The sequence below is a fragment of the Streptomyces avidinii genome (assembly GCF_014650695.1).
Classification (GTDB): Bacteria; Actinomycetota; Actinomycetes; order Streptomycetales; family Streptomycetaceae; genus Streptomyces; species Streptomyces avidinii.
Genome location: NZ_BMVL01000002.1, coordinates 153,928 through 177,731, shown reverse-complemented (window position 1 = coordinate 177,731; position 23,804 = coordinate 153,928). Strand labels below are relative to the sequence as shown.

At 71.6% G+C, this 23,804-nt stretch carries 23 protein-coding genes and 1 pseudogene; 12 read left to right on the top strand and 12 right to left on the bottom strand.

What is annotated here, in order from left to right; all coding sequences use genetic code 11:
• Positions 1-23 precede the first annotated feature (23 nt).
• Positions 24-701, bottom strand: coding sequence for a sigma-70 family RNA polymerase sigma factor (locus IE257_RS04900; protein WP_189965075.1), 678 nt, complete (start codon positions 699-701; stop codon positions 24-26).
• Positions 702-778: 77 nt separating this feature from the next.
• Between IE257_RS04900 and IE257_RS04895 the strand changes: the two genes are divergently transcribed.
• Positions 779-1,606, top strand: a complete 828-nt coding sequence (locus tag IE257_RS04895; RefSeq protein WP_189965073.1) for an alpha/beta fold hydrolase — start codon at positions 779-781, stop codon at positions 1,604-1,606.
• Between the two features lie 160 nt (positions 1,607-1,766).
• Here IE257_RS04895 and IE257_RS04890 read toward each other — a convergent pair whose 3' ends face one another.
• The 7 genes from IE257_RS04890 to IE257_RS04860 all read right to left on the bottom strand — a co-directional run bounded on the left by IE257_RS04890 (position 1,767) and on the right by IE257_RS04860 (position 8,957).
• The gene (locus IE257_RS04890; protein ID WP_189965071.1) at positions 1,767-2,951 is read right to left on the bottom strand and encodes a cytochrome P450; all 1,185 of its coding nucleotides are present in this window, start codon (positions 2,949-2,951) and stop codon (positions 1,767-1,769) included.
• Positions 2,941-3,681, bottom strand: coding sequence for a cyclodityrosine synthase (locus IE257_RS04885; RefSeq protein ID WP_078626157.1), 741 nt, complete (start codon positions 3,679-3,681; stop codon positions 2,941-2,943). The genes IE257_RS04890 and IE257_RS04885 overlap by 11 nt, the downstream gene beginning before the upstream one ends.
• A 261-nt stretch (positions 3,682-3,942) precedes the next feature.
• Complete coding sequence (locus IE257_RS04880) at positions 3,943-5,208, bottom strand: serine hydrolase domain-containing protein (RefSeq protein WP_189965069.1); 1,266 nt, start codon at positions 5,206-5,208, stop codon at positions 3,943-3,945.
• 148 nt (positions 5,209-5,356) lie between these two features.
• Positions 5,357-6,226: a PhzF family phenazine biosynthesis protein gene (locus IE257_RS04875; protein ID WP_189965067.1), complete on the bottom strand. Its 870-nt coding sequence runs from the start codon at positions 6,224-6,226 to the stop codon at positions 5,357-5,359.
• A gap of 126 nt (positions 6,227-6,352) precedes the next feature.
• Positions 6,353-7,105 carry a class F sortase gene (locus tag IE257_RS04870; RefSeq protein ID WP_189965065.1) on the bottom strand — a complete coding sequence of 251 codons (753 nt, stop codon included), beginning with the start codon at positions 7,103-7,105 and terminating at the stop codon, positions 6,353-6,355.
• The gene (locus tag IE257_RS04865) at positions 7,102-7,926 is read right to left on the bottom strand and encodes a hypothetical protein (protein ID WP_229920126.1); all 825 of its coding nucleotides are present in this window, start codon (positions 7,924-7,926) and stop codon (positions 7,102-7,104) included. The genes IE257_RS04870 and IE257_RS04865 overlap by 4 nt, the downstream gene beginning before the upstream one ends.
• Positions 7,927-8,606: 680 nt before the next feature.
• Positions 8,607-8,957, bottom strand: coding sequence for a hypothetical protein (locus IE257_RS04860; protein ID WP_189965064.1), 351 nt, complete (start codon positions 8,955-8,957; stop codon positions 8,607-8,609).
• 319 nt (positions 8,958-9,276) lie between these two features.
• Between IE257_RS04860 and IE257_RS04855 the strand changes: the two genes are divergently transcribed.
• From IE257_RS04855 to IE257_RS04850, 3 genes are read left to right on the top strand one after another with little or no spacing between them, the layout of a single operon-like run.
• Positions 9,277-9,783, top strand: coding sequence for a DUF4389 domain-containing protein (locus IE257_RS04855; RefSeq protein ID WP_308277833.1), 507 nt, complete (start codon positions 9,277-9,279; stop codon positions 9,781-9,783).
• The gene (locus IE257_RS39090) at positions 9,759-9,965 is read left to right on the top strand and encodes a DUF4389 domain-containing protein (protein WP_308277832.1); all 207 of its coding nucleotides are present in this window, start codon (positions 9,759-9,761) and stop codon (positions 9,963-9,965) included. The genes IE257_RS04855 and IE257_RS39090 overlap by 25 nt, the downstream gene beginning before the upstream one ends.
• A gap of 23 nt (positions 9,966-9,988) precedes the next feature.
• Positions 9,989-11,020, top strand: coding sequence for a TAXI family TRAP transporter solute-binding subunit (locus IE257_RS04850; protein WP_229920125.1), 1,032 nt, complete (start codon positions 9,989-9,991; stop codon positions 11,018-11,020).
• Positions 11,021-11,037: 17 nt separating this feature from the next.
• On the opposite strand, the gene IE257_RS04845 is transcribed toward IE257_RS04850, so the two are convergent.
• The 3 genes from IE257_RS04845 to IE257_RS04835 all read right to left on the bottom strand — a co-directional run bounded on the left by IE257_RS04845 (position 11,038) and on the right by IE257_RS04835 (position 14,775).
• Positions 11,038-12,459, bottom strand: a complete 1,422-nt coding sequence (locus tag IE257_RS04845; RefSeq protein WP_209468326.1) for a sensor histidine kinase — start codon at positions 12,457-12,459, stop codon at positions 11,038-11,040.
• Positions 12,456-13,229 (bottom strand): response regulator transcription factor, encoded by a 774-nt coding sequence (locus tag IE257_RS04840; protein ID WP_189965061.1) that lies wholly within the window; start codon positions 13,227-13,229, stop codon positions 12,456-12,458. Before IE257_RS04840 ends, IE257_RS04845 begins: the two co-directional genes overlap by 4 nt.
• A gap of 139 nt (positions 13,230-13,368) precedes the next feature.
• Positions 13,369-14,775: an MFS transporter gene (locus IE257_RS04835; protein WP_229920196.1), complete on the bottom strand. Its 1,407-nt coding sequence runs from the start codon at positions 14,773-14,775 to the stop codon at positions 13,369-13,371.
• Positions 14,776-15,152: 377 nt separating this feature from the next.
• Between IE257_RS04835 and IE257_RS04830 the strand changes: the two genes are divergently transcribed.
• A complete protein-coding gene (locus tag IE257_RS04830) occupies positions 15,153-16,493 on the top strand; it encodes a phytase (protein ID WP_189965059.1) in 1,341 nt (446 codons plus the stop codon).
• A 94-nt stretch (positions 16,494-16,587) separates the two neighbouring features.
• A complete protein-coding gene (locus IE257_RS04825; protein ID WP_189965057.1) occupies positions 16,588-17,427 on the top strand; it encodes a PaaX family transcriptional regulator in 840 nt (279 codons plus the stop codon).
• A 10-nt stretch (positions 17,428-17,437) separates the two neighbouring features.
• On the opposite strand, the gene IE257_RS04820 is transcribed toward IE257_RS04825, so the two are convergent.
• Entirely contained in the window at positions 17,438-19,072 is a 1,635-nt protein-coding gene (locus tag IE257_RS04820) for a carboxylesterase/lipase family protein (protein ID WP_189965055.1), read from the bottom strand.
• Positions 19,073-19,301: 229 nt separating this feature from the next.
• On the opposite strand from IE257_RS04820, the gene IE257_RS04815 reads away from it, so the two are divergent.
• The 6 genes and pseudogenes from IE257_RS04815 (at position 19,302) to IE257_RS37850 (ending at position 23,803) form a co-directional block, all read left to right on the top strand.
• Positions 19,302-20,477: an ABC transporter substrate-binding protein gene (locus IE257_RS04815; RefSeq protein WP_189965052.1), complete on the top strand. Its 1,176-nt coding sequence runs from the start codon at positions 19,302-19,304 to the stop codon at positions 20,475-20,477.
• A 1-nt stretch (position 20,478) separates the two neighbouring features.
• The gene (locus IE257_RS37865) at positions 20,479-21,357 is read left to right on the top strand and encodes a branched-chain amino acid ABC transporter permease (protein ID WP_229920124.1); all 879 of its coding nucleotides are present in this window, start codon (positions 20,479-20,481) and stop codon (positions 21,355-21,357) included.
• Positions 21,354-22,340, top strand: coding sequence for a branched-chain amino acid ABC transporter permease (locus IE257_RS37860; protein WP_229920123.1), 987 nt, complete (start codon positions 21,354-21,356; stop codon positions 22,338-22,340). The genes IE257_RS37865 and IE257_RS37860 overlap by 4 nt, the downstream gene beginning before the upstream one ends.
• Positions 22,337-22,846: pseudogene (locus IE257_RS39295) on the top strand (ABC transporter ATP-binding protein); the annotation flags it as partial. The gene IE257_RS37860 and the pseudogene IE257_RS39295, both read left to right, overlap by 4 nt.
• Before the next feature lie 25 nt (positions 22,847-22,871).
• Complete coding sequence (locus tag IE257_RS37855; protein WP_229920122.1) at positions 22,872-23,096, top strand: ABC transporter ATP-binding protein C-terminal domain-containing protein; 225 nt, start codon at positions 22,872-22,874, stop codon at positions 23,094-23,096.
• Positions 23,093-23,803 carry an ABC transporter ATP-binding protein gene (locus tag IE257_RS37850; RefSeq protein WP_229920121.1) on the top strand — a complete coding sequence of 237 codons (711 nt, stop codon included), beginning with the start codon at positions 23,093-23,095 and terminating at the stop codon, positions 23,801-23,803. The genes IE257_RS37855 and IE257_RS37850 overlap by 4 nt, the downstream gene beginning before the upstream one ends.
• Position 23,804 lies beyond the last annotated feature (1 nt).

Sequence of the window (23,804 nt, the reverse complement as noted above, 5' to 3'; positions counted from 1 at the left end):
GAGAGCTTGCTCCCAGGCGGGGGTCAGCTCCCGCCCGGCGGCCGGCCGGCCTCCAGCCGGTCGCGTTGCAGCTGGTGGGCGAGGGTGCGGCGGACCGAGGCCGAGGCCGATACCGGTGCCGATACCGGTGACGTCGTACCGGCCGGACCCTTCGGGGGGTCGTCGAGGCCGCGGCCGATCTCGTCGTACGCAGCCCGGAAGTCGTCGGACAGCTCCGCCCGGCGGAGCCTCAGGTCCTCTTCGAGCAGGCGCCGCAGCTCATCCACGTTCCGGGGCGTGAAGCGCTTCCGGCCCCGGGCCAGGGCATCGACGTAACGGGCGCAGCGCGCGCCGTCGATCGTCTCGGCGACCACCTCCGCGAGCCCCCACAGCCGCCCTTCGAGCCACGGGCCGTCGTACTGGCCGAGGGCGAGAGTCATCGGGCGCGCGGGGGCGTCGACCGCGTACTTCGCCACCTGCTTGGACACGGCGGGCTGGCTCATGTCGGCGATCCGCGCGATCCGGTCCTGGGTCCAGCCGAACCCGGCGAACAGCTTGATCATCTCGGCGCGCAGCCTGCGCATCTCCTCGCCCGCGCGGATGACCTCGTTCATGCCTGCGAGCATCCGTACGGCCTGTTCCTCGGTCAGCGTCGCGGGAGTCCCGTCCGTGGCGGACGTCCCGGACTGCCGGTGCGCACTCTCACTCTCCGGTTCTGTCATGCCTCGGTTATACCCCGAGCCGCCCCTTACTTATAACCTGGTTGTACAACCAGGTTATGGCTGTCAGGATCCGCGGCATGCCCACTTTCACCGCACCTGACGGAACCCGGCTGGCCTACCGCATCCACGGGGACGGCGACCCGCTGCTCTGCGTCCCGGGAGGTCCCGCGGACTCCTCCTACCTCGGCGACCTGGGCGGTCTGTCCGCGCACCGCCGGCTGATCGTTCCGGACCTCCGCGGCACCGGCCGGTCCGCGGTCCCGGCGGACACCTCCAGCTACCGCTGCGACCGCCTCGTCGAGGACATCGAGGCCCTCCGCGCACACCTCGGCCTCGCCCGGACCGATCTGCTCGCCCACTCGGCCGGCGCCAACCCCGCGACGCAGTACCTGGCCCGGTACCCGGACCGCGTCCGCAGACTCGCCCTGATCACCCCGGGCACCCGGGCCGTCGGCCTCACCATCAGCGCGGAGGCCCGGCGCGAGGTCGCGCGACTCAGGAGGGACGAGCCGTGGTACCCGGCGGCGTTCGCCGCGCTGGAGGCGATCACCGAGGGCACCGGCAGCGACTGGGAGGCCGTCAGCCCCTTCTTCCACGGCCGGTGGGACGCCGCGGCACGGCGGCACCAGGCGGCGTCCCGGCCGGACAACACGGAGGCCGTCACCCTCTTCGCCGCCGAGGGCGCCTTCGACCCGCAGGCCACGCGCGCCGCGCTCGCCGGGTGCCGGACGGCCGTCCTGCTGCTCGCGGGGGAGTTCGACGTGAACAGCCCGCCCCGGTCGGTTGCCGAGTCCGCCGCGCTGTTCCCCGGCGCCACGTTCGTCGTGCAGCGGGGTGCGGGGCACTACCCCTGGCTCGACGACGCGGAGCGGTTCGTGGCGAGCACCGCGGCGTTCCTGGCGTAGCCACCCGTACGAAGCCGACGTACGGGACTTGCGGCAACGGGACTTGCGGTACGGGACTTGCGTACGGGACCGGAACGGTCGGGGCAGGGCGACGGCCCCGGCCGGATTCCCCCCGGCCGGGGCCGTCATCGGACGGGCGCGCTCCCGCGCGCCGACCCGATCACCAGAGAACGGGCAGGCGCTCCGGCAGGCGCTTCATGAAGCGGGTGCGCCACACCAGCTGGTCGACCGGCACGGCGAGCGCGAGGTTGGGCATCTTCTCCAGCAGCACCTCGATGGCGATCTCGGTGTGCCGCTTGCCGAGGGCGGTCGCCGGGCAGTAGTGCTGCCCGCCGCCGAAGGACAGGTGCGTGCCGGCGTTCGGCCGGTCGATGTCCGCGACGTGCGGGTCGGGGTACACATCCGGGTCGGTGTTGGCGGCCTCGACCAGGACGAGCATGAGCTCGCCCTTCTTCACCTCGACGTCGCCGAGGGTGAGGTCCTCCAGGGCGAGTCGGGGCAGGCCGTCGGCGATCGACAGGTTGATGCGCAGGAGTTCGTCCACCGCGGCCGGGATCTTCTCCGGCTCCTTGCGCAGCCGCTCCCACATCTCCGGGTGCTGGAGGAGCGAGACGATCGCCATGGTCAGGAAGCCCATGGTGGAGATGACTCCCGCGCCGAACAGCGTGACGCCCACGGTGGCGAGCATCTCGTCCGTCAGGTGGTCGTAGGCGGGGTCGTTGCGCAGGGCGGCGAGCTCGGCGATGAGACCGGTGGTGGTCGGGTCGTCGAGGCGTTCCACCATGTAGGCGATGTCCCGGTCCCAGTTGAGCTTGGCGCCGGTGACGGGGCACGCCGAGTTCATGAACGCGATGTCGAGGCTGGCGGCCAGGCGCGGCGCGTCGGCCTCGGGAATGCCGAGGATGCGGCAGTGCAGGTTCTCGGCGTACGGGTTGGTGAACAGGCCGCGCAGATCGACCGGCGCCCCGTGGCTCAGCAGGTTGTCGACCAGGGTCGTCGCCTGGGCGCGCATCCAGTCGGTGAGGCCGTCGGTCTTGGGGTTGATCGCCTTCAGGACGGCCTTGCGCAGTCCCGCGCCGGTGATGTTGCCCATGTTGTTGACGACCTCGGGCGGGATCGTCAGCGCGTACTGGCGGGGCACGCCGGGTGCCGAGGTGTCCTTCAGGCTGAACCGGGGATCCTCGAGCACCTGCTTGGCCAGCGGATAGGAGGAGACGAGCCAGGCTTCGTCCCCGGCTATCGTGCGGACCCGCTTCACCGGCTCGCTGCGCAGCTCCTCGATCTCGGGCGGGAGCTGGTCGCCGCGCGCGGAGAACGGGAAGTCGAGAAGGGTGTCAGTGGACATCGGGTACTCCTTCGGCGGGGGTGATGATCGCGTGGCCCTGGTTGCGCGAGGCGCGCAGACCCGAGCCGCGTGAGTAGAGCAGTTCCGCCATGGGCAGGAGCTGGTGGTAGCAGTTGAGGGAGGACGGCACGCCGAGGATGGCCGGCGTGTCGAGGAAGAGCGGGGCTTCGGCGCAGACGTACTCCAGGCAGACGTCGCGCTGCCGGGTGGTGGCTGCCTCGCCGCCCAGCACCTTGGACGAAAGGAACACGTCGACCAGGGAGTTGCAGGTCTCGCGGAACTCCGGGTCGATGTCGAGCAGGTTGGTCAAGTGGTTGTGGAGCGTGCGGTACGCCGGGATGTCGGTGAGGGACGACATCGGGCGGGCGCGGAGGCGGGCGCCGGTGGGGTCGGCTTCGGCCGCGGCGTTGTTGACCTTGGCGCGGACACCGCGCAGGTTCTTCACCGCCTTGCGTCGGGCTTCGTCCTCGCCGTATCCGAGGGCCTCGTACATCTCGGCCACGTGCAGGTCGGTGTAGATGAGGTCGACCTGCTCGAAGTTGCGCATGCCCCAATGGGCGAGGTCAATGACACGTTGGGCCGAGAAGTAGCTGTTCCCCGGGGAAATTCCTATCACGGCATGATCGCCTTCGGTGCTGATCACCTGGCAATGAGGGGTGTACGGCCGGACTGTGAAGACTTCGGTTGCTGTCGTCAACAGGGGTCGGGTCCTTTGCGCCGCAAGTCCCATGGGGCCCTGTGCCCCGGGTGTGGCGGCGACGTGATGGAAAGTTACCCGAACTGTGTGCGACCTTCCATGTCTTCTGTGTAATAACTCACCTGTCGGACAACACGGTTGACCGGGGCATCTTTTGGGGAGGCCGATCGAGCCCCGGACGGGGGCGGACGGCCGCGTTTTGTCGCCTGTTTCCCGGAAAAGGGCGCCTTCCTGCGATCGGTCGGCCGACCGGAATTGCGTGCGCCCATTCCGCAGGGAGAAGGGCCGCGGTCGTCAACCGGTCCTGGGCACGACCGGCTTGTGGCCGGGGTACACGTGATCGGGTGTCACGATGCCGGTGACCGCCTCGCCGAACAGCGTGCTCGGCTCCTGGCCCTTGTACTGGCTGTCGGTGTTGAGGAGGATCACCATCGTCGCGTCCGCCGCCGGCAGGTGGACGGGCAGCACCTCGTACCCGGGGATCGAACCGTTGTGGCCGATCCAGCCCTGGACGTCGAAGATGCCCAGCCCGTAGCCGGCACCCGGAATGTCCATCGGCGTGGTCTTCAGGCGCTCGGCCTGGGTGGCGGGCTTCAGCAGCGTGCCGACGGCGAGGGTGCGGGCCCAACTGCGCAGGTCCTGGAGGTCGGAGATCATCGCCCCGGCGGCCCAGGCCCAGGAGGGGTTCCAGTGCGTCGAGTCCTCTACCTTGCCCGAGGCCGTCTGGTTCGTGTAGCCGTGCGCGTACGGAGCCGGAATGGCCGCGTTCGTGGGGAAGACCGTACTGCGCAGCCCGGCCGGTGCCACCACGTCCTTGGCGATGACCTCGTGCAGCGGCCGGCCGGTGATCTTCTCCACCACCAGGCCGAGCAGGATCAGGTTGGTGTTGCTGTAGTCGAACTCCGCGCCCGGCTCGAACAGGACGGGGTGCCGGAAGGAGTAGTCGAGCAACTGCCTCGGTGACATCGGCAGTTCCGGATTCTTCTCCAGCCTCGTGATGAAGTCCCCGTCCATGCTGTAGTTGAACAGCCCGCTGCGCATACCCGCCAGTTGGCGCAGGGTGATGCGGTCACCGTTCGGAACCCCGGTGATGTAGTCGCCGATGCGGTCGTCCAGGCCGACCTTTCCCTGGTCGACCAGCTGGAGCAGGGCGGTCACGGTGAACGTCTTGGTCTCACTGCCGATGCGCACGTGGAGGTCGGGCCGCATGGGCGCCCCGGTCGCCTTGTCGGCCACGCCGAAGGAGCGGACGTAGCTCCCCTTGCCGGGCGCCCACAGGCCGACCGTCACGCCCGGCACCTGTGCCTCGCGCATGACCTGACGCACGGCCGCGTCCAGCTGCGCCGCGACCGCGGGTGTGATCTGCCGGAACACCGTGTCGGTGTCCGGGGACGGGGTGGAGGTGGGGACCGGCGTCGGGGTCGGTGCGGCGGCGATGGGGGCGGACGGCCCCGGGACGGGCGCCGCGTAGGCGGATCCCGCGACCGCCGGGGTGAGGAGGATCCCTGCCGCGGCAGCGGCCGCGCAGGCCCGGCGCAGCCGGATGTGGGTTGGTTTCACCGCATGGTCTCCTGCCGTCCGAGGGCCCCGGGCAACACCATCAGCGTAGGTCCGGACCACCCGGGTCGCGAGGTGAGCCGTGGTGGGGGCCGTGGGGGCTGTGGTGGCCGCGATGGCCGCGATGGAGAGCGGCGCGCCTCCGGACGGCTCAGGCCGGCGGGAGCGCGCGCAGACGTCCCTCCGCGACGAGGGCGACGCCGCCTCCGACGCGTACCGAGTGGATGGTGCGGCCGTCCCCCTCGGCACTGACGGTCATCTCACCGGTCCGCCCGGTGTGACGGCCCTGCCGGAGCAGCCTCTCCTGCCCGGCGCCGATCCGGCCGTGGGAGCGCAGGTAGGCGGCCGCGCAGCCCGCACCACTGCCGGTGGCCACGTCCTCCAGAACCCCGTCGTTGGTCCAGTGCCGCCCCTCCATGGCCGCGGTGTCCAGCAGGTACGCGTACTCGGCGCCCAGACGGGCCAGGGGCTCGTCCAGCGGTGCGGTGACGCGGGCGCGGGCGAGAGCGTCACCGCGTACGGGGAGCACCAGGTAGCTCAGGCCCGTGGAGACCACCTCCGGGGGCAGATCGGCATCCAGATCACCCGGTTCGAGGTCGAACAGGGCGGCCAGCCCGTCCGGGTCCGGGCGGCCGAGGAAGGCGGCGGCGCCCTGATCGAGGAGGCTCGCGTACCGCCCCGGGCCGCGGCGGTCGGTGGTGACCTCCACCGAACGGGCCGTCAGACGCAGGGTCCAGGCCTCGTGGTCCGCGGCGCCGTGGAGGGCGTGCAGGACCGCGGCCGCACCGAGAAGGGGGTGTCCGGCGAACTCCAGCTCCCCCGCGAGGTCGAAGACCCGCGCCCGCCGGACGTGCGGCCCGGACGTGCCCTCGCCGAGGAGGAAGACGGACTCGAAGTGCCGCAGTTCCCGGGTGATGGCGAGCATCTGGGCGCCGGTCAGCGCATCGGCGTCCGGGAACACCGCGAGGCTGTTGCCGTTGAAGGGACGGTCGGTGAAGACGTCGACGTGGTGGAAGCGCATGGCGGCGACGCTACCGGGCGCCCTCGGGCATGAGGCCCGGGCCCGCATCCGGACCCGTGCGGGTGCCCGTCGGTCGCAGTGGGGCCCTGCGACCGACGGGCATACCTCCGGCCCGGCCGTTTCCGGCTACGCGGCACCCGTCATCCGGGCGAACACCACCACGTTGCTGTCGTAGTAGTGCTTGGCAGGGTCGAAGCTGCCGCCGCAGGTGACCAGGCGAAGGCCCGCGTGGTCGAGGTTCTTGTAGACCTCCAGCGTGGGGAACTCGGCCTTCGGGTACTCGGCCACCCGGTCCACCGTGAACGTGACCGTCTTGCCGTCCCGCCGGGTCACCTTGATGGTGTCACCACCCTTCATCGTCTTCAGCTTCTCGAACACGGCGGAGGCTCCGTTCCAGGTGACATGTCCCGCGATCACGGCCGGCCCCTGGGAGCCGGGGGTCGGCCCCGGCTCGTACCAGCCCGCCAGAGCGGGGTCCTTCGGGGTCTGCATGGTGCCGTCCGCGTTCTGCGCCAACGTCTCCAGTGAGCTCGACACGTTGAGGGAGGGGATCGTGATCTTCTGCGGCTCCGACCGGGCCAGGGCGGCCCCGCCGGCACCGCCTCCCGTACCGCTCTGGGATCCGTCTGCGGGGGGCGCGGAATTGCCGCCGGCGGGCGCCTTCGCGGTCGGAGCACCGCCGGCGGCGGCCGGTGCCCCGGCAGGCTGGGGCTGCTCCGCCGACGTGGGGGGCTTCGCCGCGTTCTGGCCGCCGCACCCCGCCAGGAGGAGCCCGGCGAGGGCGGCCGCGGCCGCCGCCACGGGAACCGCGGTCCGGCGGCGGGGCCGCCGCCCGGCCGACCCGGCAGCTGCTGCGGTGAGGACGGGGGTCGACTTCACGCGCCGCCTCCGGTGGTCTCCTTGCGGCCGGGGACCGCAGCGGCCCGATTCCGCCCGAGGATCACCGCGCCGGCCACCGCCGCGAGAACGGTGATCGCCACACCGTCGCGCATCGTCACCGACACCGTGGGCTGCTCCGGCGTACCGCCACCCGTTTCGATGCCGCCGACGGGAACGGACCCCACGGCCGCGCCCTTGACCTCGCCGCAGTTGGTCGGAGCCGTGGCCTCCTGGGGCAGCTTCGGGTCGAGCTCGCTCTTGCCCGCCCCCTCGAAGTCGTACTTCTTGTTGTTGTTGCGGTCGATGCCGTGCTGCACGACGTGCAGGTCCTTGATGTGGTCGACCACGTCCTGGCCGACGGCGATCGTCCGCTTGTAGCGGATCGTGCCCTGCTTGTCGGCGACGGGCATGCGCTGCACGTCGAGGCCACTGGTGGCCTTGGTGTCCCCGCCCGTGGTCAGCGAGATGTTGATGTCGCCGTAGTCGTGCGTGGCCTCGGTGTTGCTGAGGACCCCGTCGCCGTCGGTGTCGTCGGTCTTGTCCGGGCAGTGGAAGTCGTGCCCCTTCGTCGAACCGTGCAGGTGCTGTGCCGACGGCTGTCCCGGCACCATGCCCTCGGACTCGATCTGCACGGTCAGTTGATTGCCCTTGAGGGTGAGCATGACCGTGCCGCGGGAGCCTGAATCGTTCAGCTGCGCCAGGTCGATCTGGTACGCCTTTCCGCCCTGCGCGAGAGCTGGTCCGGAAAGGCCGAGCGTCAGGAACACGGCGGCGGGTATGGCGGCGACAACCACGAGGCGACCGGCGCGCTTGACTATCACATTCGCTCCTGTTCCGTGGATCCCCGGGACGGGAATCGCAGTTCGTACGGGATGGAAAGGAGCCCCTGGAGAGGCTCTCTTTCCTCCTTCGGTGCCGCAACGCCTGCGGATGGGTGCCCATTTGAAGAAATTCAGGCGACTGTTGCGCCATGGGATCAACGCTGTGCACTTACACGTGTGAGCACGCAGTAGATCTCCGAACGCCGCATGTCAGCGGCCTTCCCCGAGCCAGAGCTCGATGCGGAGTGCGATGAACAGACCTCTCAGTCGAACGTGCCAGGAGAGGTCGGGGAAGACCGCAATCAATTCGATCCGCCCGCACCAACGCACGCACATGCACCGCCTTCGACATCGCTCTGATCGTCGATGGGTGGCATCACCCCATCGCCGGCTCCGGTTCGGTCCCGACCTTTCTAGTCGTCCCGGAGGTGACCGGGCGAATAGTTGGCCTCCGATGCTAAGAAATGCTGTCGGGGCCGATCACGGCGAGTGAGCGGAGCGCGGCCTCGGTCGGAGCTGCGGCCTCGCACGGGCCGGGGCCCCGGCCCGAGCCCCGGCCCGGGGGTTGCCGGCCGTGCACGCCGCCTTCGGGGCCGCCACCGTGTGGTGCTGCGGCCCCACCGCAGCCGTACCGTCGCTCACCCCCGATGCGTGCGCCGGGTGCGCCGGCTGCGCCCGCATCAACCGGCGGACCGGGAAGTACCCGACCCCGGATCCCGCGCACCGCTGATCGCGGAGACGGGTCTGCCGACCCGGCGGTTGTGACGGCGGCGCATGATCTCCATGGGCGGCAGCGCCGCCGCGCAATAGAGGGCCAGGCCCGGCCACAACGGCATGGCGAGACAGAGCACGGTCCCGCTCGCCCACCAGGCCGGGCAGCAGACCAGGTCGACCCACAGCGGAACGTTCGGGAATCGGGGGCAGAACAGGGGGATGTGCCGATTCGGGTTCATCGTCGAGGTGTAGTGGAAATAGGCGATGCCGGTGCAGGCCGCGGTGAAAGAGGCGGCAATGATCGTCGCAATATGCATGGGAGTCTCCTTTCCCACGTGCGGATTTCCTCCCGCGGTCAGGAAAACCGGCCGGAACGCCACGCGTCATGCCCCGTGATGTCGTGGCTTGACATCCGCGGTCTCCGGGCCTCCTCGCGTCTCGGCCGGTCGGGCCGGTGGAGAAGGCCCCGGCACCAGGGCGGCAGCCATCCGTCAAGTCACGCGTTCTCGTGCTACGCAGTCCCGTGGCAGGTGCGCAGGGAGGGATCGAGGCCTAATGGAATTCGGCTCACCCCGGGCCCCGTGAATTGCGGGCCGCCTTTGCCGCGCCCCGCGCGAGACAGAGGATTTGACCGCAATGTTCCCCGATTCCCCGAACCCGCTGAGCGTCGAGGCGGCCCTGGATCCCGAGCTCACCCGATGGATGTGGCTGGTGAAGTGGCTCCTCGCCATCCCGCACTATTTCACCCTGATACTCCTGCAGGTCGCATTCGTTCCGGTGACCGTCATCGCGTTCTTCGGCATCATCGGCACAGGCAGATATCCACGACCGCTCTTCGACTTCAATGTCGGCGTCATCCGCTGGTCCACGCGGGTCAGTTACTACTCCTCCGTCGTGCTCGGCACGGACTCGTACCCGCCGTTCACCCTCAAGGACGTGCCCGACTACCCGATCCGTGTCGACGTCACCTACCCCGAGCGCCTGTCCCGCGGGCTGGTTCTGGTCAAGTGGCTGCTGGTCGTCCCGCAGCTTTTGGTGACCATGCTGCTGGTCACCAGCGGCTGGACTGCTACCGGTACCTGGCCGACTACAGTCCGTTCTCCTCGGGGCTCGTCGGTGTGCTCTCCCTCGTCGCCGTGGTGATCCTGATGCGCACCGGGACCTATCCGCGGGGGCTGTTCGACCTGCTCATGGGTCTGATGCGGTGGATGCTGCGGGTGCTCGTCTACGCGGCCCTCATGACCGACGAGTACCCGCCGTTCCGGCTGGACATGGGAGGGAGCGAGCCCGCTGCCGGCAGGTTGGAGCCGGCCCCCGCCGGGTGACGAGGACGGTCTAGGCTTCTGCTGTGACCAGCGCGGAAGTGACCCGGCGACGGATGATGGGTGCCGGACTCGGCGCCCTGGTGGGGGCGCTGGCCGGCTGCTCGGGGGATTCCGGTCCGGTACGCCGGCTACGGCTCGCGACGGGACCCGAGGGCGGGCCGTACAACGCTTTCGGGCAGGCCCTGGCGCAGGCCGTCGCCGCGAGCGGCCGCAGGATCGAGATCGTCCCGGTGAGCACCGCGGCCAGCGTGAACAACCTGCGCAAGCTCGACGAGGGCTCCGTCGAGCTGGCACTGGCCATGGCGGACGTGGCCGAGGACGCCGTGCTGGGGCGGGAGTCGTTTCCCCGGCCCACCCCCGTGACCGCACTGGCCCGGGTCTACGTGAACTACACGCACCTGGTCGTCCCGGCGGACGGGCCGGTGCGCTCGGTCAGGGACCTCGCCGGTCGCCCGGTCGCGGCGGGCGCGGCCGGCTCCGGGGTCCAGGTGGTGACGGAACGGGTCCTGCGGGCGGCCGGCCTGAGCGGCCCGCCCGGACCCGCACCCGCGCCCGGACCGGCATCCCCTTCCGCACCCGCACCCGCACCCGCTTCGGCGGAGGCCGCGGACGAGCGCGCCCTGGGCCTCGCCGCATCGGTGAGCGCCCTGCGCGAGGGCTCGGTCGACGCACTGTTCTGGTCCGGAGGGGTGCCGACAGCGGCGCTGGCCGAACTGGCGCGCGAGCTTCCGCTGCGGTTCCTGCCGCTCGACGACTACGTGGGCCCGCTCCGCGAGCGCTACGGCCCCGTCTACACGGCGGTCACCCTTCCGGCCGGGGTGTACGGGCCGACCGAGCCGGTGGGGACCATCGGGGTCGGCAACTACCTGATGGCGCGGGCGGACGTACCGCAGGACGCGGTACGCGACCTGCTCCGGGTGGTGTTCGACCGGTGGCGCGACCTGCTGCGGGAGGTGACGGCGGGGGCGCGGCTGGAGCCCCGGTTCGCCATCTCCACCGGCGAGGTACCGCTCCACCCCGGCGCGGTCGCGCACTACCGGTCGGTGTACGGCTGAGGACGCCCGGGGCCGGCTCAGGGCGACGGGAGCCGGAACTCGACCACCAGGCCGTGCGGCTCGTTGCCGCCGACCGCGAGGTGCCCGCCGCTGATCCGGGCGATCTCGTCGGCGATGGCCAGCCCCAGACCACTTCCGGGGACGTTCTGGTGCTCCGGGGCGCGGGCGAAGCGCCGCAGCAGCAAAGCCGGTTGCGCCTCCGGAACGCCCGGGCCGTCGTCCGTGACCCGTACGACGGCGCAGCCTTCCGGCCCGTGCGCGGTGTGCACCTCGACGCGGCGCCCGCGCGGGACGAACTTGACGGCGTTGTCGAGGAGCGCGTCGAGGATCCGGCCCGCCGCGTCGGGCAGGGCGCGCGCCCGCAGCCCCTCCGCGAGGCCGGTCGCCACCAGTTCCACCCCCGCGGCGCGGAAGACCGGGGCCCAGGCCGTGACCCGGTCCCGTACCGCCCGGGTGACGTCCTGATCGCCCAGCTCCGCCGTGCCCGACTCCACACGGGCCAGTGCCAGCAGGCCGTCGAGCAGTTCCTCCAGGCGTTCGGCCTCGTCCAGCGCGCGGCTGTGCTCGGTCAGGCCGGGCCCGGGTGCGATGTGCGGTTCGACGTTCTCCAGCTGAAGCACCAGGGTGGCCAGCGGGTTGCGAAGCTGGTGGGAGGCATCGGCGACGAAGTCGCGCTGGCGGCCGATGGAGTCGGCCATGGCCTGCGCCATGGTGTTGAAGTGCTGCCGCAGATGGCGCAGTTCCGGCGGACCGGTGTCGGACACGGCCCGGGCCTGCAGGCTGCCGGCGGTCAGCCGCTCGACCGCCCGGTCCAGGTCCAGCACCGGGCGCATCAGCCAACGTGCGATCCCGGCCGCGACCAGGGCCGCCGCCGCGAAGGCCGCCAGCGCCCCGGCGGTGATGAGCGACCAGCGGATCGCCACGTCCCGGCGTGCGGCGTCGGTGGGAACGGCCATCAGGACCGCCCCGCTCACCCGCTCGTCCCGCCCCACCGGTTCGGCGAGCACGACCGTGCGCGGACCCCAGGGGCGAAGGGTGGGCAGCCGGTCGGTGGAGCGGCCGGTCAGGGCACGGCGACGGGCGTCCGCACCTTCGGAGGGGCCGCCCGTGGCGGAAGCGCTGTCGGTGGCCGCGTTCGAAGCGGCCCGTTCCGCGGGTCCGGTCCCGGCCCGGGCCACCGTCGCTCCCGCGGTGTCGACCACGACGACCCCGGCACCGTACAACTGCGCGTACCGGCTGATCTCGGCCGAGAGCTCCGCCCGGTCCGCGGCGGTGCGCATCCGGTCGGCGAGATCGGCGAACCGGACCGCCTCCGAACGCCGCTGCAGGAGCAGGTGCTCGGTGCGCCCGCGCGCGTAGGCATCGGCCAGGGGGACACAGAGCAGCACGGCTGCCGCCCCCATGAGCACCATCAGCACCACCAGGAGCCGGCGCCTCACCGCGCGCCGCCCCCGCTGCCGCCCTCGTCCATGTTCCCGCTCCCGCCCCCGCTTCCGCCCCCGCTTCCGTCCTCTCCGTCCGGCGCGGTCGGCCGGCCGAGCCGGTAGCCGAACCCGCGGACGGTGCGAACCAGGCCGGACCGCCCGGTCTTGGCGCGGATGCCCGCCACGTGGACGTCCAGGGAGCGGGAGGTCGCGAGGAAGGCGTCACCCCAGATCCGGTCCAGGATCTCCTCGCGGGAATGCACTTCGTCCGGGCGGGCGGCCAGGAAGGCGAGTACGTCGAACTCGCGTCGTGTCAGCCGTACTTCGTCGCCCGCCACCGTGACGGTCCGGCCCGCCAGGTCCACCACGACGTCACCGGTGTGCACGGGCCGGGCGCCGCTCGCGGCGGGGTCCGGCCGGCGGTCGGGGTAGGGGTCGGTCCGGCGTCGTACGGAGTCGATACGGGCCATCAGTTCGGCCATGCGGAACGGCTTGACCACGTAGTCGTCGGCGCCCGCGCGCAGTCCCTGCACGATGTCGCGTTCCTCGCAGCGCGCGGTCACCACGATCAGTGGCGCGGCGCACACGGTACGCAGCCGCCGCAGCAGCTCCAGTCCGTCGAGGTCGGGCAGCCCGAGGTCGAGGAGGACGAACTCGGCCTCGCGGACGTGCCGCAGTGCGTCCAGGGCGCGGCCGACGCGGCGGACGGTGTGCCCGCGCTGGGCGAGCGCCGTGCCGAGTGCCTGGGCCATGCGATCGTCGTCCTCGACGAGCAGCGCGTGCATAGACGGTTTCCTTGCGACCTGGACCGGACCCGCATCACCGGATCCCCGTGACCCGGCGCAGCAGCTTACGGGAGCCGACGCGCCGGGTCACCGGGACGGAGCAGCGGAACGGAGCAGCGGAACGGATCGCCGGGACGGGTCAGCGTGCGGCCTCGGCGGGAGCGACCGCGGACCGGCCCGGGTCATCCTTGCCGTCCCCGTCCCCGTCCCCGTCCCCGTCTGCCTCGGCCTCGGCGCGGCTGAGCGCGGCATTGCGGGTGTCCGGCATGAGCACGTAGGTCACGAGGGAGATCAGCGCGCACCCGGAGACGTACCAGAAGAACATGGTCTCGTGCCCACTGTTCTTGAACCAGAGCGCGACGTACTCCGCCGTGCCGCCGAAGAGCGCGTTGGCGATCGCGTACGGCAGTGCCACGCCCAGCGCGCGCACCCGCGTGGGGAACAGTTCGGCCTTGACCGCCGCGTTGATCGAGGTGTAGCCGGTGATGATGACCAGTGCCAGCAGGGAGAGGCCGAGCGCGGACCAGTACGACGACGCCGATCCGAGAGCGGTCATGATCGGGTACGTGCCCACGGTGCAGCCCACCGCGAAGGTGATCAGCAGAGGTCGGCGGCCGATCCGGTCGGACAGCATGCCGGCGAAGGGCTGCAGTACGGCGAACAGGGTCAGCGCGGTGAAGCTGACGAGCGTGGCGGTGGTCTTCTCCATGCCCGCGCTGCCGACGAGGTACTTGGTGAGGTACGTGGTGTAGGTGTAGTAGGCGACGGTGCCGCCGAGCGTGAGCGCCATGACCAGACCCGCCTGCCGGCGGTACTGCCACAGGGCCCTCAGCGTGCCCCGCGTGCTGTCGTCGTGGGCTTCCCCGCCCGTCTCCGCCGACGCCGACTCCTCCTTGAACGCGTCGGTCTCCTGGAGCCGTCGGCGAAGCCAGAAGACGACCACCGCGAACAGCGCCCCGATGACGAAGGGCAGCCGCCAGCCCCAGCTCTCCAACTGTGCGGTGGTCAGGGTGTGCTGGAGCGTGATCAGGATGCCCAGACCGAGCAGCTGGCCGCAGGTCATCGACACGTACTGGAAGGACGAGCCCAGGCCGCGCCGGTTGCGGGCGGACGCCTCGGTCAGGTAGGTGGCGCTGGCCGCGTACTCGCCGCCGATGCTCATTCCCTGGAGCAGCCGGGCGAGCAGCAGCACCAGGGCGCCGAAGTAGCCGGCCTGGCCGTAGGTCGGTGCGACGGCGATCAGCAGCGCGGCCACCGACATCATGGTGACGGTGAGGGTCAGGGCGCTCTTGCGTCCGTGTCGGTCGGCGGCGCGGCCCAGGATCCAGCCGCCGACGGGACGCATCAGGAAGCCGACGGCGAAGATCCCCGCCGTGTTCATGAGCTGCGTGGTCGGGTTGTCGTTGGGGAAGAACGAGTCGGCGAAGTAGATCGCGAAGCTGGCGTAGACGAACCAGTCGTACCACTCGACGAGATTGCCGAGCGAGCCGCCGACCAGGGCGAGGCGGCGCTTGCGGCGCTCGTCCCCGGGCGGCTGTGCGGGCATGACGACGGACGAGGACATGGCGGCTCCAGACGGAAGTCCCTGGTGAGAGACGGTAGAACTGCCCCGGCGGTGGGGGAGTGTCCAGAGCATGCGGCGGCCGTCGTACCCGGACAAGGTCCGCCACGCAGATCTAACGTTCCGCTAAGAAAGCCCCCGGGAAGCTCCCCGGGGAAGCCCCCGGGGAAGCCCCCGGAGGAGCCTCCGGGGCGGTCGGGGCGTCGCCGGATTTCACCACTCGGTCATGTGCATGCCATTTCTGCTCCATGGTTGTCACCCGAACGTGGCCCACGGTGGGGTCGGCCCGTCACGGGGCGCCGGACGACCCCGGCCACCACACGGCGGGCCGCCCGACCTCGGACCCCTCAGCAGGAGGCAAGATGCGCGTGATCTCGAGCAGGCGGACCCCGGCCGTGGCCGCGGCGGCCATGGTGGCCCTGGGCGTGATCGCCGTACCGGCGCACGCCCGTGGAGACCGGGACCCCTCACAGCCGCTGCCCCGGGTGTCGGCCTCGGTCGAGACGCCCTCCCTCTTCGACGACGAGGCCGGTGGCAACGCGAACGCCGACGACCCGGCGATCTGGCGCAACGCGAAGGACCCCGACCGCAGCCTGGTGATCGCCACCGCCAAGGAGGGCGGACTGCGCGTCTACGACCTCGACGGACGCCAGGTGCAGTCCCTACCGGCGCCTGCGCCGCCGAAGGACGGCGACATGCCCGGACGCTTCAACAACGTGGACCTGATCACCGGACTCCGCTTCCCCGACGGCCGTCACGACGTGGCCGTCGTCTCCGACCGCGGCCGCGACCAGCTGCGCATCTACCGGATCGACCCGAAGCGGCCCACGGCCCCGCTGGTCGACGTCACCGACGAGTCGGCCGCCCCGCGGATCTTCTCCACCGGTCAGGACGAGGTCAACGAGCAGCGGACCGCCTACGGCCTCGCCGCCTACACCGACCGCCGCAGCGGCCGCTCCTACGCGGTCACCAGCCGGCGCCACGCCACCGCCCTCGCGCTGGCCGAACTCCTCCCGAACGCCACGGGGAAGGTCGGCTACCGCACCGTCCGCACCACCTCGCTGCCCTCCTCCTTCACCCTGCCGAACGGCAAGAGCTGGGCGCCGTGCGGCGAACCGGGCGAGGGCCCCCAGGTCGAGGGCATGGTCGTCGATCCCGACACCGGTGACCTCTACGCCGGCCAGGAGGACATCGGCATCTGGAAGCTCGACGCCGACCTGCGTTCCCCCGCCCGACTCATCGAGAAGGTCCGCTCCTTCGGCGTACCCGGCACCTGGAACGCCGAGACCGAGGAGTGCGACGCGGGCGCGGACCCCGGATTCGGCGGCCGGCACGTCTCCGCCGACGTGGAGGGCCTGACCATCTGGCGCGACCCCGCGCAGCCCGGCCGCCGCGGCTACCTGCTCGCCTCCAGCCAGGGCGACGACACCTTCGCCGTCTTCGACCGCGAGCACGGGAACGCGTACGTCCGGGGCTTCCGCATCGGCGACGGCGCGGCACCCGGATCGCCGGACGGCTCGCAGGAGTGCGACGGCGCAGCCGTCACGACCGCGCCGCTGGGCCAGAGGTTCCCGAACGGCCTGCTCGTCGTCCAGGACGGCCACAACACCCCCGCCACCACGGCACCCGACGGGGAGGTCCGTACGGACACCGACTTCAAGTTCGTGGACCTGGGCCGGCTGAAGCGGGCCGCCCGTCTCTGAGTCCGCACCGCCCCCTCCGGCGCGGACCTGACCTGGGCGGCGCCGCGTTCGCCCAGGTCGGTAGGATCGCCACCGCATACGACGGAAGGCGATCATGGCGGACAGTCCCCTCAGGCCCAGCTCGTTGATCAACACGGTCTACGGGGCGTTCCTGCGACGCCTCGGCGGCTGGATCTCCGTCGCCGACCTGATCACCCTGATGTCCGAGCTGGACGTGGACGGCCCGGCGGCGCGCTCGGCGATCTCCCGGCTCAAGAAGAAGGGCGTTCTCGAACCGGAACGCCGCGGCGCCACCGGATACCGGCTCAGCCCGGCCGTACGAACCGTCTTCGACGAGGGCGACCGGCGCATCTTCGGCAGCCTCGAACCGGCGAGGCTGAGCGACGGCTGGGCCATGGCCGTCTTCTCCGTGCCGGAGTCCGAGCGCTCGTACCGCTACCAGCTGCGCACCCGGCTGACCTGGCTGGGCTTCGGGAACATCGCCCCGGGTGTGTGGCTGGCGCCCGGCCGCCTGCTCGGCGACGCCCGTGACATGCTCGTACGGCTCGGGCTCAGCGAGTACGTGCACCTCTTCGCCGCCGAGTACGCGGCGTTCAGCGACCTGCCCGGGACCGTGAGCTCGTGGTGGGACTTCCCGGCGATCGAGGAGCAGTACGCCGGGTTCACCGAGTCCTACGGCCCCGTCGCCGCGGGGCTGACCCGGCAGCCCGGCATCGACGGCGCCGAGGCCTTCCGCCACTACGTCCCCATGCTCACCCAGTGGCGCCGCCTGCCCTACCTCGACCCGGGCCTGCCCGCCGAGCTGCTCCCCGCGGACTGGAACGCGGTCGCCGCGCGGCAGATCTTCCAGCAGCTGAACGACGTGCTCGCCCCGCCCAGCCTGCGCCACGTCCAGCAGGTCACCGGCCTGGCCGAGCAGACGCCGGAGTCCTAGGCGGCCGCGCCTACCGAGCCGTCGGGCGGTGCAGACGCCGCCAGTAGCCGGCGAGGTCGTCGACGCTGCCGGTGACCGCGTCCAGGCTCATCGTGGTCCGGGAACCGCGTTCGTAGCGTGCCCAGTTCGGCATGGGCCCGTGGTTGGGATCGCCGTTGCGGATGAAGGAGATCCACGAGGCGTGCACGGCCCCGGCGAGACCGTCACGGATCCGCGGGTTCAGCCCCGCCAGGAAGGGCGCCTGAGACCACTTGTCGAAGTTGTTGAAGACGAACGGCAGCTCCAGGCAGTGCGCCGCGCCCAGTTGGCCGTTGTGCGCGGGTGTCGGCAGGTCGAACTGGTACGCCCACACCGGCCGCCCGCGGGCCGCCCGCTTCTCGGCCAGGTCGAGACCGGGGATGCGGAACAGGTCGTCCCCGATCAGGTCCATGAGCACGTCGACGGGGCGGGCCCCCGGCCGGGCCTGCTCGTACGCGGTGTAGGCCTCGGCCGCCCCGGCCCCGAAGGTGTCCCGCGCCCGAGCGAGCACCTGCTCCCGGGTGGCAGCGACGTACGGCTCGTTCAGCGCGAAGGCGAAGGCGGCCTCCTCCCTGGTCCACCCGATCAGGAGGTCGATGTCGGCTCCCGGGCCGCTGAGCAGCAGGTCGGCCGGGCTGCGGGTCAGCGTCACCTCGTCGAGCACGGGCAGGAACGGGGTCGACCAGTAGCCCCACTGCCCGGTGCGGCGGAACATCTCGATCGTGGCGGCGATCAACTGCTGCCAGGGGAGGGCCCGTAGCTCCGCCACGTTCCTGACCCCGAGGATGTCGAGGTAGGTGGCGCTGCGCCGGAGCGACTCCGCGCGGCCGGGGATCTGCAGCCCGAGCGGCGGGCTCTGCAGGATGGCGCGCCGGAACAGCGGGCGGCCGGCGGGGCGGGCGCCCGCGAGCGCCGCGACCGACAGGGCTCCGCCGGACTGACCGGCGAGCGTGACGTTGTCCGGGTCGCCGCCGAACGCGGCGATGTGGTCGCGTACCCAGCGCAGTGCGGCGAGTTGGTCGGTGAACCAGAAGTTCCCGTCGGCGCCGTCCTCGCCGAAGTAGAGGTATCCCAGCGGCCCGAGCCGGTAGTTGAGGGTCACGACGACGAGGTCGCCGTTGCGGGCGAAGGTCTCGCCGGAGTAGTTGGGCAGGGAGCCCGATCCGGAGATGAAGCCGCCTCCGTGGATCCAGACCATGACCGGTCGCCGGGCCCCGTCGGCCCCGGGCGTCCATACGTTGAGCGTGAGGCAGTCCTCGCTGAAGGGGGGCGACCCGTGGGTGCCGAGCACCGCGTCCCCGCCCTCCCGGTAGAGCTGCGGGGCGCTGGGCCCGAAGGCGGTCGCGTCGCGCGTGCCCTGCCATCCGGGGTGCGGCTGGGCGGGGCGCCACCGCAGCGCGCCGACCGGGGGCGCCGCGTAGGGCACGCCCTTGAACACGGCGAGCCCTCCCTCCGCGCTGCCGCGCAGCCGGCCCGCGGGCAGCTCGACGACCGGCGGGGTCCCGGCCGCCGACGGCGCGGCCTCCGCCGTGCCGGCCGGTCCGCCGGGGATGCCGGAGAGCAGTGCGGCGCCCGTCAGGACCCCGGTGTTCCGGAGGATTCTGCGCCGTGATGGATCGTCGGTCATGGTGCTTCACTCCCTGACTGATCATGGCTTCGCCCACCGAAGTGGTATGGCGCGAATTTGACGAGGGTTAGTGCTACGGCATACGCGCGGCGCGGGTCAAGGGGCGGGGCGACTCTCCGGCAGCTATCTAGCGAAGTCTTGACGGGCGTCGTATTTACGCGATAGACACGTGTCACCACAGGAGAAGCACCCGGCCCGAAAGGGCCGTTCGACGACGTACGGAGTCTCCATGGCAGGTCGGTTTCGCCCCCTGGTCCTGATCACCGTCACCACTGGCCTCTTGCTGGCCACGGGATGCGGCGGTGCCAGCCTGGGCACAGGCGATGACAGCAAGCAGACCGGGCCCGTGAAGATCGGGCTCCTCGTTCCGCAGTCCGGGACCTACAAGGCCCTCGGCGACGACATGAAGGCGGGCTTCGAGCTCTACGTCCGGCAGCACGGCGGCAGGCTCGGCGGCCGCGAGGTGCAGATCGTGATCGCGGACGAGGGGGAGACGGCCGACTCGGGCAAGGCGGCGGCGGAGAAGCTCGTCAAGCAGGACCGGGTCCTGGCGGTCAGCGGAGTGGTGAGCTCGGCCACCGTCAACGGCGTCAAGGACCTGTTCGAGACCAGCCGGATCCCGCTCGTCGGCTCGAACGCCTCACCGACCACGCTGACCGGCACCAAGTACATCTGGCGTACCTCGTACGTCAACGACGAGCCGGGCAAGGCCCTCGGCAAGCACGTCGCCGAGCGGGCCGGGGGCCCGGTCTTCCTCGTCGCCGCCGGCTACCAGGCGGGCAAGGACGAGATCGAGGGCTTCAAGTCCACCTTCCTGCCCGCAGGCGGAAAGATCGCGGGGGAGGAGGTCTACACGCCGTTCCCGGGGACCAAGAATTTCCAGCCCTACCTCTCGCAGATCGAGAACTCCGGTGCGAAGGCCGTCTTCTGCTTCTACGCCGGCGGCGCGGCCGTCGACTTCGTGAAGCAGTACCGCGACTTCGGACTGGCCGGCAGGATCCCGCTCTACGCACCCGGTTTCCTCACCGAGGGCGGCGTGCTCAAGGGGCAGGGCGATGCGGCCGACGGCGTCCTCACCGCCCTCAACTACAGCGCCGACCTGGACAACGCCGCCAACCGGAAGTTCGCGCCCGCCTACCGGGCCGCCCACGGCACGGACCCGACCACCTACGCGATGGCATCGTGGGACGCGGCGCAGGTGCTCGACAAGGCGATCAAGGCGGCCGGCGGCAACGTGACCCCGGAAACGGTCAACGCCGCCATCTCCACGGTCGGGGACATCGACAGCCCGCGGGGCACCTGGCGGTTCAACAGCGGCGGCACGCCGATCCGGCCCTGGTACCTGCGCGAGGTGAAGCTGGGCGCCAACACCCTGGCCGGCGACCTCGGCAGACTGGGCGGCTGACATGGCCGGATGGCTGGACGGCAACCTCGTCAGCGTCGTCGACGGGATCGCCTTCGGACTGCTGCTGTTCACGATCGCGGTCGGCCTCTCCCTGGTCTTCGGCATGATGGACGTGCTCAACCTGGCGCACGGCACGCTCTACCTCGCCGGGGCCTACACCGCCTACGCCCTCTCGGACGGAACCGTGCCGGGCCTGCTCCTCGCCCTCGCGGCCGGCGCGCTGGTGGGCGCCCTCGGCGGCGCGGCGCTGACCCTGCTCACCCAGCCGCTGGCCCGGCGCGGTCACCTGGACCAGGCCGTGCTCACCCTGGGCATCACCTTCATCGTCGCCGACCTCCTCGCGGCCGCCTTCGGCGGCGAGGTACTGCCCACGGACCCCCCGGCGTCGCTGCGCGGCACGGTGGACCTGCTCGGCCACACGTATCCGGTGTACCGGCTGGTGTTCATCGCCGTCGCGGCCGCCCTCGCGCTCCTCGTGCACCTCGTCTTCGAACGCAGCTCGCTCGGAGCGCTCGTCAGGGCCACCGTCGCGGACCGGGACATGGTCCGCGCCCAGGGCGTCGACATCCGCAAGGTGCTCTACGGGGTCTTCGCGTTCGGCGCCGCCCTGGCGGCGGTGGGCGGTGTGCTCGGTGCGCCCATCCTGGGCCCCGGCCCCGGCGTCGACGAAAGCGTGCTCGTCCTCTCCCTCGTGGTCGTGGTCGTCGGCGGCCTCGGATCCGTGCGCGGCGCCCTCGCCGGGGCGCTGCTCATCGGCCAGGTCCAGACCCTCGGGGTGGCGCTGCTCCCGCAGTACGCGCCCTTCCTCCTCTTCGGCACCATGCTGCTCGTGCTCGTGGTCCGCCCGCACGGCCTGGTCCCCTCGGCGGTGCGCACATGAGCACGTCCACGAGCACGTCCCTCACCGCACCCACGGCGTCCCGGGTGGCCGGGACCGCCGTACTCCTCGGGCTCACCCTGGCCCCCTTCCTGCTCGGCCCGTACGCCGTCGCCACCCTGTCGCGGATCCTGGTGTTCGCGCTGCTCGCACTGAGCGTGAACCTGCTCACCGGGCTGACCGGGTTGCCGACCCTCGGCCAGTCCGCCTACTTCGGCGTCGGCGCCTACACCGCGGCCGTCGTCGCGAAGAACCTCACGGACATCGGCCCGCTCCAGCTGCTCATCGCGGCGGGTGTCTCGGCGCTGGTGGCCGTGCCCACCGGGTGGCTCGCCGTCCGCGCCCGCGGCGTGGTGTTCCTGATGCTGACGCTCGCCATCGGCGAGATCGTCTACAGCGCCGCCGTCAACTGGAAGCCGGTGACGGGCGGCACCGACGGGATATCCGGTGTCCCGCCCGTCGTGCCACTGCCCGGCACCCCCGCGCTGGAGCTCGACGGTCTGGTCTACTTCTACGTACTGGCCGTGTTCCTGCTGCTGCTCGGGGCCGTCACCCGCCTGGGCTCGACCCCCTTCGTCCTCGCCCTGCGCGGGATCCGGGACAACGAGCCGCGCATGAAGGCGATCGGCTACCCCACCCGGCGGTACGCCCTGACCGTCTACTGCGGGGCGGCGGCGCTGGCCGGTGCCGCCGGTTCGCTGTGGGTCTCGGTCCAGCGGTTCGTCTCGCCCGGCGACGCCGGCTTCGAGATCGCCGCCCTCGCGCTGCTGGCCGTCGTCATCGGCGGCACGGGCTCGATGTGGGGAGCCTGCGCCGCGGCCGCGCTCATCTGGCTGACCCGCGACTACCTCGGCAACCTCGAAGCCGTCGCCGGGCGCGGCCCGTTGCTGCTCGGGCTGCTCTTCGTCATCGCCGTCTACACCCTGCCCCGCGGACTGGCCGGCGTACGGCTCCCGCACCAGCCGAGCCGGAAGAGGACGGCGTGAGCGATCTCGACCTACTGCAACTGCGCCGGGTGTCGAAGCACTTCGGGTCCTTCACCGCCGTCGACGAGGTGTCCCTCACCGTACGGTCCGGTGCGCGACACGCGATCATCGGTCCCAACGGTGCGGGCAAGTCCACGCTGTTCGGCCTCATCAGTGGAACCCTGCCCGCCAGCACGGGCGCCGTCCTGCTGGACGGGCGGGACGTGACGCGGCTGCCCGTGCACCGCCGTGTCGGGCTGGGGACGGCCGCGACCTTCCAGCATTCCAGCCTCTTCATGCGGGAGACCGTGCTGGAGAACGTCCTGCTCGCCGTGCTGCTTCGGACGGGGGCGGGGCTCGGCGGATGGCGGAGGGTGAGCGCCCGGGCGGCGGATCTCGCGCGCGCCCGCACGCTGCTGGAACGAGTGGGCCTGCCCGACCGGCACGACCTGAGCGCGGCCGCCCTCTCGCACGGGGAACGCCGGCAACTGGAGGTCGCCGTCGCGCTGGCCACCGAACCGCGGCTGCTGCTCCTGGACGCCGGCCGCCGGCATGTCGCCGGCGGAGACCGAGCGGCTCACGAAGCTGATCGCCGCCCTGCCCGAAGAGGTGACCGTCCTCCTGGTCGAACACGACCTCGACATGGTCTTCGAGCTCGCCGACACCGTCACCGTCATGCACCTCGGCCGACACCTCACCACCGGTACACCGGACCACGTGCGGGCCTCCGCCGAGGTCCAGCGGGCCTACCTGGGCACCACGGAGGCCACCTCGTGAAACCGTACTTCCAGATTCGCGGCCTGCGTTCCGGATACGCCGGGGGCGTGGTCCTGACCGGCGTCGACCTCGACGTCGAACCCGGCGGAATCCTCGCCGTACTCGGGCGCAACGGGGTCGGCAAGACCACCCTGATATCGACCGTCATGGGATTCGTCCGGCCCTACGAGGGCAGCATCACCGTCGACGGCCGGGAGATCGCCGGAGCCCGGGTCGATGTGATCGCCCGGGCCGGAGTGGGGGTCGTACCCCAGGGACGCCGGGTGTTCGCGCCGCTGACCGTGGCGGAGCACCTCGCCATCGCCGCACCGCGGCGCGCCGCGCCCGGGCCGTGGACCCGGGCACGCATCCTCGACCTGCTGCCGAGGCTGGGGGAGCGGCTCGGACACCGGGGTGACGAACTCTCCGGAGGGGAACAGCAGATGCTCGCGATCGCCCGGGCCCTCCTGGGCAATCCGCGGCTGCTCCTCCTCGACGAGCCGTCCGACGGGCTGGCTCCCGCGATCGTCGCGCAGGTGGGGGAGGTGATCCGCGAGGTGGCCGCGCAGGGCATGACGGTCGTCCTGGTCGAGCAGAACCTGGGGCTGGCCCTCTCCGTCGCCGAGCACGTGGCCGTCATGCAGAAGGGCGGCATCGTCCACCGGGCGGCCTGCGCGGAGTTCGCCTCCCGCCCCGACGACCGCCGTCGCCTCCTGGGAGTCGACTGAC